Below are 12699 nucleotides of genomic sequence, written 5' to 3' on the forward strand. Positions count from 1 at the left end.
ATGACAGTATTGACGACCACCAGGGGCCAGACGGCCCTTCCGCGCTATTTCAGCAATGTGTTCGAGGTGCTGCAAAGCCTTGAACACGGCCGGATGGATTTCGTCATGCCTGACGGGCGGCGATTCCGCGCGGAGGGGGCGAAACCCGGGCCGGTGGCCGAAGTGGTGGTGCACAACGCCGACCTGTTCGCGCGTCTGATCCGCGAAGGCGATCTGGGCTTTTGCGATGCCTATCTGGAGGGCTGGTGGTCCACCCCCGACCTGCAGGCCTTCATGGATCTGATCCATGCCGACAATGACGGGGTTTATGACGGTTTTCCCGGCATGGCGCTGGTGCGGGCCTATGAAAAAACCCGCCACTGGCTGCGGGGCAATTCGCGGCGGCAGGCGAAGAAGAACATCTCCTACCATTATGATCTGGGCAACCAGTTCTACGGGCTGTGGCTGGATCGGACGATGACCTATTCCTCGGCGCTGTTCCGCACCGGGCAGGAAAGCCTGGAGGCGGCGCAGACCGCCAAATACGCCAGCATGGTGGATCAGATGGGCGCGGTGCCCGGCGATCATGTGCTGGAAATCGGCTGCGGCTGGGGCGGTTTTGCCGAATATGCCGCCAAGGAACGCGGGTTGCGCGTGACCGGGCTGACCATTTCGCAGGCGCAATATGATTACGCGGTGGAACGCATGGCCAAGGCGGGCCTCAGCGACCGGGTGGATATCAAGTTGCAGGATTACCGGGACGAGACCGGCAGCTATGACGGCATCGCCAGCATCGAAATGTTCGAGGCAGTGGGCGAGAAATACTGGCCGACCTATTTCAATACGCTGCGCGACCGGCTGAAACCGGGGCGCAACGCCACGCTGCAAATCATCACCGTGCAGGACAAGCGGTGGGAGGTGTATCGCCGGGGCGTGGATTTCATCCAGAAATACATCTTTCCGGGGGGCATGCTGCCCAGCCCCACAGTGCTGCGGGCCGAGGTGGAGCGTGCAGGCCTGCGGCTGGCGCACAGCATCGAATTCGGCGACAGCTACAGCCAGACGCTGCGGCGCTGGCATGACACGTTCAACGCGCGGTGGGACGAGATTTCGGGCATGGGGTTCGACGACCGATTCCGGCGCATGTGGAATTTCTACCTGACCTCTTGCGCCGGGGCGTTTCAGGGCGGAAACTGCGATGTGACGCAAATCACCGTAACGCGGCCGCGTTAGCGCGCCCGTTCCGCCGCCCTGAAAGACCGCGATGCCCACTGCCGCAAAACTCGTCGCCGCCATTGTCTTTGCGGCGCTTGGCTTCATGGCCGCCGAACTGTTCAAACCCGCCATGCCCGAGGGCACGCAATTCGGCCTGTTCAGCCCGATCTGCGCAGGGATAGGCCTGCTGTGCGGCTGGATCGTGATGGGGCCATTGGCCGGGCGCGGCACCTGGGCGGCGATGGGCAGCGGGGTGCGCACGGCGGCCACCATCGCCTTCTGGGCGCTGCTGGGGTTTTCGATCTACGAGATGGTGCTGCGGTCGATGAAGCTGCGCTATGACGGCCCGATGGAGGCTGTTCTGGCGGTGTTCGACCTGATGCTGGAACGTGGCCGCCTGATGCTGATGCCCGACCTGCTGGGCCTGCTGCTGCTGGGCGGGCTGCTGGGTGGCGTGCTGGTCGAATGGGCCGGGCGGCGGTGGCGCTGAGCATGGTAAATTTTTTCTTTTATGGCACGCTCTGCCATCTTCCGCTGCTGGCCGTGGTGCTGGGGCGCCAAGTGGCGGGCGAACCGGCGGTTTTGCCCGGCCATGCGGTGCACTGGGCGGATGGCCATGTGTTTCCGCTGATCGTGGTTGCGCCCGGCGGGCAGGCGGCGGGGTTGCTGGTCAGGGGGCTGACCCCCGATGACGTGGCGCGGCTGGACTTCTACGAGGGTGGCTTTGCCTTTCACACGGCGGATCTGGCGGTGCAAGCGGCGGGGCAGGATGTGCCGGCGCGGGTCTATCTGCCCGATCCCGGCCATTGGCAGCCCGGTGCCGCGTGGAGCCTGACGGACTGGCAGGCGCGCTGGGGTGACATCGTGCTGGCCACGGCGCGGGATTTCATGGCGCTGCATGGCCAGCGTCCGCCCGCCGCCGTGCTGGCGCGGTATGAGCAGATGCTGGTGCGCGGATCCAGCCGGGTGCGGGCGGCGGATGTGTCGCCTGCCACGCTGCGACACCGGGCCGGGCCGGATGATGTGCAGGTGGCCGCGTATCGGCAGGCCTATGCCAATTTCTTTGCGGTCGAAGAATATGATCTGGCCTTTCGCCGTTTTGGCGGCGGGTTCAGCCCGGTGGTGACGCGGGCGGTGTTCGTGTCGGGCGATGCGGTGACGGTGCTGCCCTATGATCCGGTCCGCGACCGGGTGCTGCTGGTGGAACAGTTCCGCCCCGGGGCCATGGCGCGCGGCGATACCCAGCCCTGGGTGCTGGAACCCATCGCAGGCCGCATCGACCCCGGCGAGACACCGGAACAGGCCGCGCGCCGCGAGGCTGTGGAAGAGGCGGGGCTGACCCTTGGCGCGCTGCTGCCGGTGGCGAATTACTACCCCTCTCCGGGGGGCAAGTCGGAGTTCCTGTATTCCTATGTGGCCCTTGCCGATCTGCCCGACGGCATCACCGGTGTGTTCGGCGTGGCGGGCGAGGCCGAGGACATTCGCGGGCATCTGGTGGATTTCGCCGATCTGGTGGCGCTTATTGCCAGCGGCGAGGCCGCGAATGCGCCGCTGATCTTGACTGCGCTGTGGCTGCAACGTGAACGGGAGCGGTTGCGGGCGGGGTGAAACCGCAGGTCAACCGACGCGCTTGTGGGCCGGGTTTCACCTGCGGGTTCTTGAGTTCCGCCCCTGCGCCGCCTACACCTGTGACAAAGCACGAAGGAATACCCCATGCGGATTTACAGCGATCTGGTCGATGCCATCGGGAAAACTCCCCTGATCCGGTTGAAAAAGGCGTCGGAGATCACCGGCTGCGACATTCTGGGCAAGGCGGAATTCCTGAACCCCGGCCAGTCGGTGAAAGACCGCGCGGCGCTTTACATCATCAAGGACGCCATCGCGCGCGGAACGCTGAAACCCGGCGGCACGATTGTCGAGGGCACGGCGGGCAACACCGGCATCGGGCTGGCGCTGGTAGGGGCGGCGATGGGCTTTCGCACCGTCATCGTGATTCCCGAAACCCAAAGCCAGGAAAAGAAGGACATGCTGCGGCTGGCGGGGGCCGAACTGGTGCAGGTGCCTGCCGCACCCTACAAGAATCCGAACAATTACGTGCGCTATTCCGGCCGTCTGGCCGAGGCGCTTGCGAAAACCGAACCAAACGGCGCGATCTGGGCCAATCAGTTCGACAATGTGGCCAACCGGCAGGCCCATGTGGAAACCACCGGCCCCGAGGTCTGGGAACAGACCGGCGGCAAGGTGGATGGCTTCATCTGCGCAGTCGGGTCGGGCGGCACGCTGGCGGGCATGGCGCTGGCCTTGCAGCCCAAGGGCGTGAAGATCGGGCTGGCCGACCCCGAAGGGGCCGCGCTGCACAGTTTCTACACCACCGGCGTGCTGGAAAGCCCGGGCAATTCCATCACCGAGGGCATCGGGCAGGGGCGCATCACCGCCAACCTTGAAGGTTTCACCCCCGATTTCAGCTATCGTATCCCGGATGCCGAGGCGCTGCCGATCGTGTTCGACCTGTTGGCGGATGAGGGGCTGTGCATGGGCGGCTCGACCGGTATCAACATCGCGGGCGCGATCCGCATGGCGCGTGACATGGGGCCGGGGCATACCATCGTCACCATCCTGTGTGATTATGGCAGCCGCTATCAGTCAAAGCTCTACAACCCCGCTTTCCTGAAGGAAAAGGGTCTGCCCGTGCCCGACTGGCTGGACCGCGCGCCCGCCGTGCTGCCCGAAGTCTACCGCGACGCATGACACGCGGACGGATATCCGGCCTGCTGCGCGGGCTGCTGCTGGGCGTGCTGCTGGCCAGCGCGGCACCTGCGCAGACAGTGCCTGCGCCGACGACCACGCCCAACCTGCAACTGGCCCCCCAACCCGGCACGCCGCGTCAGCTTTCGGCGACCGAGCCGGCGGAAAGTGACACCAGCCCCGATTACGCGGCCTGGGAAACGTTGGCCACCCGCGCCGAAGCGGCAACCGCCGACCGCAACAGCACCGCCATCGCGCTGGACCAGATCCGCGCGCAGCTGGTGGACTGGCGCGAGGCGCTGCTGGTGGCGCAAAGCACCAATTCCACCCGCATCGCCACCCTGCGCACCCAGATCGCCGCGCTTGGCCCCGCGCCCGCCGAGGGCGAGACCGAGGCTGATGAAATCGCCACCCGGCGCGAGGAACTGACCGATCAGCTGGTGCGGCTGCAAGCCCCGGGCATCGCGGCGGACGAGGCTTACCGGCGGGCAGATGGCCTGATCCGCGAGATTGACCGGATATTGCGCGAACGGCAGGCGGACGAGTTGCTGCGGCTGTGGCCGATGCCGATCAACCCGGCCAACTGGCCCGCGGCATTGCGCGCGCTCAGCGATACCGGGGGCGGGATCTGGGCGGAATCCGCAGCGGCGTGGGACAGGCCCGCGGCGCGCCAGGAGCTTTACAACAACCTGCCGCTGATCCTGGGACTGCTGGCCTTTGCCGCCGTGCTGATCTGGCGCGGGCGGCGCTGGATGGAGCATCTGACCTGGCGGTTGCAGGAACATGCCTCGGCCCGCGGGGCAAAGGTCTGGGCGCTGCTGGTGTCGCTGGGCCAGATCATCCTGCCCACGGCGGGGATGCTGGCGCTGGCCATTGCGTTGGATCGCACGGGCCTCTTGGGCATCGTGGGGTCGGTCGTGGCCGGGTTGCTGCCGGTGCTGGGCTTCGTGATCTTTGCCGCCTACTGGCTGGGGATGCGGGTTTTCCCCAAAGGTGCGGGCAAGGTGGGGCCGTTGCTGCTGCCGCCCGAGCGCCGGGCCGAGGGGCGGTTTCATGTCGCGTCCTTTGGCGTCTTGCTGGGGCTGGAGGCGCTGCGGCTGACGGCCTTTGACACGTCGCAGGTTGGCGATGCCGCCATGGCGGTTCTGGCGCTGCCCATTCTGATCGTGGGCGGGCTGCAACTGGTGCGGCTGGGGCAGCTTTTGCTGCTGCACAGCACGAACACCGCCGAGGCCGGGGCCGAGGCGCAGGGCTATCGTGACCGACTGATCGGCGTGCTGGGCCGCGTGACGATATTGTTCGGCGTGGTGGGGCCGCTGCTGGCGGCGGTTGGCTATGTCTCGGCCGGGGCGGCGCTGGTTTATCCGGCGGGCATGTCGCTGGGGCTGATCGGGCTTTTGTATATCCTGCAACTCCTGGTGGGTGACATCTATGCGCTGGCCACCCGGAATGAAGAAGCCGGGCGCGAGGCGCTGGTGCCGGTGCTGGTGGGCTTTGCGATGGTGCTGGCATCCGCCCCGCTGTTCGCGCTGATCTGGGGCGCGCGGCTGGCCGACATCACCGAGCTGTGGACCCGGTTCCGCGAGGGGTTCCAACTGGGCGCCACCCGCATTTCGCCCAGCGATTTCCTGTTCTTTGCGGTGCTGTTCGCCATCGGCTATACGCTGACCCGGCTGTTTCAGGGCGCGCTGAAAACCTCGATCCTGCCCAAGACCACGCTGGATCAGGGCGGCCAGAACGCCATCACCGCCGGTGTCGGCTATGTGGGCATCTTTCTGGCCGGGCTGATCGCCATCAATTCGGCGGGCATCGACCTGTCGGGGCTGGCCATTGTGGCCGGTGCGCTGTCGGTGGGCATCGGGTTCGGCCTGCAGAACGTGGTGTCGAACTTCGTGTCCGGCATCATCCTGCTGATCGAACGGCCCGTCTCCGAGGGTGACTGGATCGAGGTTGGCGGGGTGCAGGGCATCGTCAAGTCGATCTCGGTGCGGTCCACCCGCATCCAGACCTTTGACCGAACCGATGTGATCGTGCCCAACACCGATCTTGTGGCCGGGCAGGTCACGAACTGGACGCGGTATAACCTTTCCGGGCGGCTGATCGTGCCGATCGGGGTGGATTACGGGTCGGACACCCGCAAGGTGGAACGGATTTTGCGCGAGATTGCCGAGGCGCAGCCCCTGGCAGTGCTGAACCCGCCGCCGCTGATCGTGTTCATGGGGTTCGGCACCGATGCGTTGAATTTCGAGATCAGGCTGATCCTGCGCGACGTGAACTTCTCGCTGTCGGTGCGGACAGAGATCAACCACGCCATCGCCCAGCGGTTCCGCGAAGAGGGTGTGGACATGCCCTTCGCGCAGCGCGACCTGTGGATCCGCAACCCCGAGGCCATACGCGAGGCGCTGACGGGCATCGTGCCCGCCGCCGCACCCGCGCCAATGCCCGAGGCAGCGCAGCCGCAGCCCCCGCAGCGCGCCGAAGTGGCGCAGGATGGCCGCGCCCCGTGGGAAGGCCCCGCGACTGGCGATTCCGATACCGAGGATACCCGCTGATGACCACGCCCACCTTCCGCACCGACCCCTATCTGCGCGAGGATGACGCGCAGGTTGTGGCCCATACCGCCGAAGGGGCCATCGTGCTGGACCGCACCATCTTTTACCCCAATGGCGGCGGCCAGCCCGGTGATTGCGGGCGGCTGGTGTGGGAGGGCGGGAGCCTGGCCATTGCCACGGCGGTGAAGGTGCCGGGCGGCGTGGGCCTGATCGCCGCCGAGCCCTTGGCCATGCCGCCCGTGGGGGCCACGGTCCGGCAGGTGCTGGACTGGGACCGCCGCCACCGCCACATGCGCATGCACACCGCGCTGCATCTGCTGTCCGTGGTGATCCCGCTGCCGGTCACGGGTGGCCAGATCGGGGCCGAACGCAGCCGACTGGATTTCGACATGCCCGAGGCCCCCGCCGATGTGCCGGCGCTGGAGGCCGCGCTGAACGCGCTTGTCGAGCGTGACCTTGCCGTGACCGAGGACTGGATCACCGATGACGAACTGGCCGCCAACCCCGGGCTGGTGAAGACCCTGTCGGTGGCCCCGCCGGTCGGGCAGGGCCGCGTGCGGCTGATCCGCATCGGCCAGGGGGCAGGCCAGATCGACCTGCAACCCTGCGGCGGCACCCATGTTTCGCGCACCGGCGAGATCGGCCGGCTGGAGATCGGCAAGATCGAAAAGAAGGGCCGCCAGAACCGCCGCGTCAGCATCTCGCTGCTGGGATAGGGCCCGGCCCGCCTGTGCGGCTTTGCGACAGGCGTCTGGCTTGTGCGTCTGCTGCGCCACCAACGCGACACTGGGGCAAACCGGCAAGCCGAACAGTGTCGCCCCCATCTCGCGGCTTACCCAGACCCACCGGCGCATCGCCCACCAATGGCCAAGCGCCGAAACCGACGCCCCTTTGCCTTGGAACCACAGCACCTGAACGGCCCGGGCTTTCCGTTTGCGAACTCGCGCGACCATCCTCAGTTTCATGGCCGGAGTGATCCCGCCGATGCCCAGGTGTGAAATCCGACCAGCAAAAGGTCCAGTCCCGACCGCGCCGCAGCCGAACCGGCGCGGCCTGGTCATGGGATGTTGCGGCAGCTTGATATTCGCGCTGACCCCCTTGCCCCCACCTGCCAGCTCAGGCTAAGAGCTTTGGCACGGACAGGTGGCCGAGTGGTCGAAGGCGCACGCCTGGAAAGTGTGTAGGCGGGGAACCGTCTCGAGGGTTCGAATCCCTCTCTGTCCGCCATAAACCATTGAAATAATTATTAAAATTTTGATATTCGTGGCGCTACCCGCCTACCAACCCGCCATCCTTTTTGCGCTTGAATGCGCTTCTGTACGACTGGATGCTTCATTCGCTTGACCAACAGTAGATGATCAGAAGCCAATCGACTTTGCTGTGGTGTCGGGCGTTTTGAAAGGCAGGCACGACCGACGTGAAGGGCGGTAAGCGGTCTGACAGCGACGCAGCATAGCACCCGCAGAATTCAATGAAAACGGCCGTTCGCGCCATGTATTTGCGGCGGGGTCGGGTCCGCAGGCGTAGAGTCGTGAACTAACGGATCGTCAAATCGACATACTTGCCTCGCTGGATCTGGAAGTCGATCAGCGCTCTGTCCTTTTCGACCGGGCACGGCAAAGATGTGTCCTTGATCCATGCCGCGTCAGAAGGGAAAAATCGCCCCGATGTCATCTCTCGAATGCGCTCTGTGGTCTTCGGTGCCGGGAAGTCCGTCCAGCGGTTGACAAGTTTAGCTTGCCTGCCGGGCCGCCTTACGTAGAGATTATCAGCGCCGCAGCTATTTTCCTTGACGATTCCCGAACGACATCCGGTTGCCGACGATTGAAACCCGTTTTATGCCCGCCCGTCACCGCGTCGGGGGCCAAATACCTGAAGAGGATTGCGACATGGCCTTCTGGAATGGAACCTTAAGCTCAGATTTTCTGTTAGCGGGGAACTGGGATACCGGCATCGTCCCGAACGCGACTGAATTTGTCACACTCGATCTTGTTGGCGATGGCCTGAACCTCGATCCCACCCTGTTTTCTGGGGACTCCGCTTCGATCCTCAATCTCGAAATGTTCGCGCGCACCTTTACGGTTGAGGGCAGCCTGACGGTCAACACTCATGCCCTCATTTCCGGCCCGGGCATCCTGAGTATCGCGAACACCGGCACGGTCACCGTGGGGGGCAGCGGTGTGACCGTGGATGGCGGGGCCCTGAACAACTTTGGCACCCTCAACAGCACGGTGGAGATCACGAACGGGGGCGTCGTCACCAACGGCGGCGCGATCACCGGGGCCGTGACGGTTCTGGACGGCACGCTGCAGGTGCAGGGCGGCATCACCGCGGGCGGGGCGATCACGCTGAACGGCAGCGGGGTCGGCGACGGCGGCGCGCTGCGCAGCCTGTCTGGATTCAACGAAATCGACGGGGCGATCACGCTTGGCAGTGCCACGCGGATCAATTCCGACGCCGACAGGCTGTTCCTGGACGGCGGCATCAGCGGTGCCTTCGACCTGACCTTTGGCGGCGCCGGGGAGGTTCGTGTTCAAAGTGGCATCACCACCGGCACGGGTTCGGTGACCAAGGACGGCAGCGGCGTGCTAGAGCTGAGATCAACCAACACCTATACCGGCACCACCACTGTCAATGACGGCACGCTTAGGGTCGCCAACGGCAGCGCGCTGTCCGACAGCGCCGCCCTGATCGTGAACGCGGGCGGTACGGTGGAGGTCAGAAATTCAGAGACCGTCGGCAACATTCAGGGCGCGGGCAACATCATCCTGGGCGGATCTGCGCTCGACGTGACACTGACCTTCGGCAATGCCACGCCGTCCAGCATCTTCTCGGGTGTCATCTCGGAGGGAGGCGGCGACCGCGGCAGCCTGATCAAGCAGGGCTCGGGCAGCGTGACGCTGAGCGGCAACAACACCTATACCGGCACGACGACTATCAGCGAAGGCACCCTGCAAATCGGCGCGGGCGGCACCACGGGCAGCCTTGGCACCGGGGCGGTGATCAACAACGGCGCGCTGGTGTTTGACCGGGGCCCAAATGTCCCTGGTTTTTTGGCGACCGTTTCTTTGGGCGCTTCGATTTCGGGCACGGGCACACTGACAGTGACGCAGGGGGATAACCTCATCCTGGCGGGGAATAACACCTATACCGGCACGACAACCATCAATGCGGGTGGACGTGTCACTGTGGGCGAAACTGGCACCACGGGCACGCTGGGCACCGGTGCTGTCACGAACAACGGGACACTGGTTTTCTTTCGCTTTGACGCCATCACCGTGGCCAGCGTGATTTCCGGTGCGGGCGACGTCACGAAGTTCGGTGACGGCACCGTGACGCTGTCCGGGGCCAGCACCTATACAGGACCTACCTTCGTCAGCTTCGGCGTGCTGGATATCACCGGCTCCATCGACTCGCAAAGTATTGAGGTCTCCAACTTCGCCACCCTGCGCGTGGACGGTGCGGCGATTTCCAACACGGCCACGGTATTGCTGAACGACTCCGGCAACCTGACGCTGACCAGCAATGAGCGGATCGGCGCGCTGGCCAGCAGTTCCGCCACGACCACGGTCACGCTGGGCAGCCATACCCTGATCACCGGCGACGCGGCGGGTGACACCTTTGCGGGCGTCATCAGCGGCACCGGCGGGCTGACGATCGCAAGTGCGGGCGGAAACGGCTTTACCCTGACCGGGGCCAACACCTACAGCGGCGTTACCACCATCAATGCCGGGGTCAATTTCTCTGTCGGCAACGGCGGCACCACGGGCACGCTGGGCACCGGTGCGGTCGTCAACAAAGGCGTGCTGGAATTCTCCCGGTCCAACGATTTCACGGTTGCCAACGCGATCTCGGGCACCGGTGTTCTGAGCGTGTTCGCTGGCGGCACAATAACGCTGAGCGGCGTCAGCACCACGACCGGCAGGTTGGCCGTCAGCGGCAATGGCACGCTGGACGTCACCGGCTCCATCGCCTCGCAGATCGTTGAGGTCAACAGTGGCAGCCTGCGGGTGGATGGCTGGTCGCTGTCCAACGCTGCGACCGTGACTTTGCGGAACAGTGGCAACCTGACCCTGACCGGAAATGAGCGGATCGGCGCGCTGGCCAGCAGTTCCGCCACGACCACGGTCACGCTGGGCGCGAACACTCTGACCACCGGAGATACGGGGAACGATACCTTTGCGGGCGTCATCAGCGGCACCGGCGGGTTGACCAAAGTGGGCTCCGGCACCTTCACGCTGACTGGGAACAACAGCTATACCGGCACCACCACGATCAACGGCGGCGAGCTGCGGGTGACCGGTAGCAGCGCCATTGCCGACACGGGCGCGGTGCGCGTCGGCAACGGCGGCAGGTTCAACGTGGCCGCGGCAGAAGTCATCGGGACATTGGCAAGCGTCGACACCAACCCGCTCACCTCGACAGCTTCGGTGGTTCTGGGCGCGGCTTTGGATGTGACGGGCGGCGGAACCACTTTTGCTGGAAACATCAGCGGCAATGGCGGCAACCTAAACGTGAACGGCCCCGGCACATTGACGCTGACCGGAACAAACACGATGACCCGTGGGATCCTGGCATTCGGTGCGACGGCGGGTGTCAGCATCACGGGCACCGGCACTGTTGCTGCGGCTGACATCGGCGCTATCGGCGGGACGATCACAACAGATGGCGGGGCCTTCACGGCAGCGCCTCGCGTCGTCGTCGCCGGCGGGACGTTGACCCTGTCTGGTTCCGAAACCATCGGCGGCATAAACGGCAACGGCCCGGGCGCCTTCACCGGCACAGTCAATGTGAACGGTGCGACCACAGTGTTGACGCTGAACGGCACGACAGGGACATCCGGCATTGGTGGCACTGTCGCAGGCACCGGCACGCTGAACGTGACAGGCGGCACCACCACGGTGGAGGCGGCAGGCGATGTGCAGGTCGCAACGACCATTGGCGCAAACGGTACGGTCATCAACAACGGCACGATGGCCGCAGTTTCCAACGCGGGCAGCTTTACCAACACCCTGACGGCAGGCGCTCTGACAAACACTGGAGCCGGGGCGGGTTCGAACTCGGGCACGCTGGCCAGTCTGACCCACAATTCGACCGGGACCTTTACCAACACCAACATCATCACCGGCAACACCACAGTTTCAAACGGCATCGTCAACCTGAACGCCGGGTCGAATCTGGGCGACACACGCGCACTGCAGGTCACCGGCGGCACAGTGAACGTCAACGCCACCGAAACCATCGGCACGCTTGCCGGTGGGCCGGGCGGCACGGTGAACCTGAACGCCAGCACCCTGACAGTGGGCGGCAACGGCAACGTGTCGGTGGAAAGCACCACCTTCAGCGGTGCGATCACCGGCTCTGGCGCGCTGACCAAAAGCGGCATCGACACGCAGGTGCTGTCGGGCACCAACACCTTTACCGGCGCGACCACGATCAACGGCGGGGTGCTGAGTGTCACCGGCTCGCTGGCGTCGCAAACCGTCAACGTCACCAGTGGCAGCCTGCGCGTGGATGGCGCGGCGGTCTCCGACACGGCCACCGTCACGCTGAGCGGCACCGGCAACCTGGCTCTGACCGGCTCGGAACGCATTGGTGCGCTGGCGGGGTCGGCGAATACCACCGTCACGCTGGGCGGCAACACCCTGGCCCTCGCCGCACAAACGGCGGCCCTTGCGGGGGTGACCTTTCAGGGCAGCAGCGGCACCGACCGGCTGGCGATCACCCTGGGCGCGGCGGCGGGCAGCTTTAGTTTGGCCGGGGTGACCTTTGCCAACTGGACCGAAGGCACCGACACCGTCACCGTCACCGGCAACGCGCTGGCCAACCTGCTGACCGGGAACGCCGGCAACAACGTGCTGAACGGCGGCTTGGGCAACGACACGATGGTCGGCGGGGCGGGCAATGACACCTATGTTGTCGACGCGGCAGGTGACCAGGTGTTCGAGACCACGACCACCGCCAGCCTCATCGACGCGGGCGGCATTGATACCGTGCAAAGCGCAGTGACCTTCAACCTCGACGCCAGCGCCGGGGTGCGCTTTGTCGAACGGCTGACATTGACCGGGGCAGGCAACATCAACGGCACCGGCAACGCGCTGGCCAACCTGCTGACCGGGAACGCCGGGAACAACATGCTGAATGGCAGGCTCGGCAACGACACGATGGTCGGCGGGGCGGGCAATGACACCTATGTTGTCGACGCGGC

Annotated in this window: 7 protein-coding genes and 1 tRNA gene; all 8 read left to right on the forward strand. The window is 65.3% G+C overall.

Annotated features, from left to right (window positions below):
* The gene (locus GEU84_RS12215) at positions 1–1212 is read left to right on the forward strand and encodes an SAM-dependent methyltransferase (RefSeq protein WP_152825753.1); all 1212 of its coding nucleotides are present in this window, start codon (positions 1–3) and stop codon (positions 1210–1212) included.
* 31 nt (positions 1213–1243) lie between these two features.
* A complete protein-coding gene (locus GEU84_RS12220; protein ID WP_152825755.1) occupies positions 1244–1684 on the forward strand; it encodes a TrgA family protein in 441 nt (146 codons plus the stop codon).
* Positions 1685–1686: 2 nt separating this feature from the next.
* The gene (locus tag GEU84_RS12225) at positions 1687–2802 is read left to right on the forward strand and encodes an NUDIX domain-containing protein (RefSeq protein ID WP_152825757.1); all 1116 of its coding nucleotides are present in this window, start codon (positions 1687–1689) and stop codon (positions 2800–2802) included.
* Between the two features lie 105 nt (positions 2803–2907).
* Positions 2908–3942: a cysteine synthase A gene (locus tag GEU84_RS12230; RefSeq protein WP_152825759.1), complete on the forward strand. Its 1035-nt coding sequence runs from the start codon at positions 2908–2910 to the stop codon at positions 3940–3942.
* The gene (locus tag GEU84_RS12235) at positions 3939–6491 is read left to right on the forward strand and encodes a DUF3772 domain-containing protein (RefSeq protein ID WP_152825761.1); all 2553 of its coding nucleotides are present in this window, start codon (positions 3939–3941) and stop codon (positions 6489–6491) included. Before GEU84_RS12230 ends, GEU84_RS12235 begins: the two co-directional genes overlap by 4 nt.
* Positions 6491–7207: an alanyl-tRNA editing protein gene (locus tag GEU84_RS12240; protein ID WP_152825763.1), complete on the forward strand. Its 717-nt coding sequence runs from the start codon at positions 6491–6493 to the stop codon at positions 7205–7207. The genes GEU84_RS12235 and GEU84_RS12240 overlap by 1 nt, the downstream gene beginning before the upstream one ends.
* A gap of 421 nt (positions 7208–7628) precedes the next feature.
* A tRNA-Ser gene (locus tag GEU84_RS12245) sits at positions 7629–7718 on the forward strand.
* An 833-nt stretch (positions 7719–8551) separates the two neighbouring features.
* Positions 8552–12699: beta strand repeat-containing protein (locus GEU84_RS12250; RefSeq protein ID WP_174539832.1), on the forward strand; the 4148-nt coding region annotated here is incomplete at its 3' end.

The organism is Fertoeibacter niger (genome assembly GCF_009380135.2).
Taxonomy (GTDB): Bacteria; Pseudomonadota; Alphaproteobacteria; order Rhodobacterales; family Rhodobacteraceae; genus Fertoeibacter; species Fertoeibacter niger.

Excerpts from the sequence above, each read along its gene's own strand:
- GEU84_RS12215 (WP_152825753.1), top strand. The coding sequence starts at position 1 with ATGACAGTATTGACGACCACCAGGGGCCAGACGGCCCTTCCGCGCTAT.
- GEU84_RS12220 (WP_152825755.1), top strand. The coding sequence starts at position 1,244 with ATGCCCACTGCCGCAAAACTCGTCGCCGCCATTGTCTTTGCGGCGCTT.
- GEU84_RS12225 (WP_152825757.1), top strand. The coding sequence starts at position 1,687 with ATGGTAAATTTTTTCTTTTATGGCACGCTCTGCCATCTTCCGCTGCTG.
- GEU84_RS12230 (WP_152825759.1), top strand. The coding sequence starts at position 2,908 with ATGCGGATTTACAGCGATCTGGTCGATGCCATCGGGAAAACTCCCCTG.
- GEU84_RS12235 (WP_152825761.1), top strand. The coding sequence starts at position 3,939 with ATGACACGCGGACGGATATCCGGCCTGCTGCGCGGGCTGCTGCTGGGC.
- GEU84_RS12240 (WP_152825763.1), top strand. The coding sequence starts at position 6,491 with ATGACCACGCCCACCTTCCGCACCGACCCCTATCTGCGCGAGGATGAC.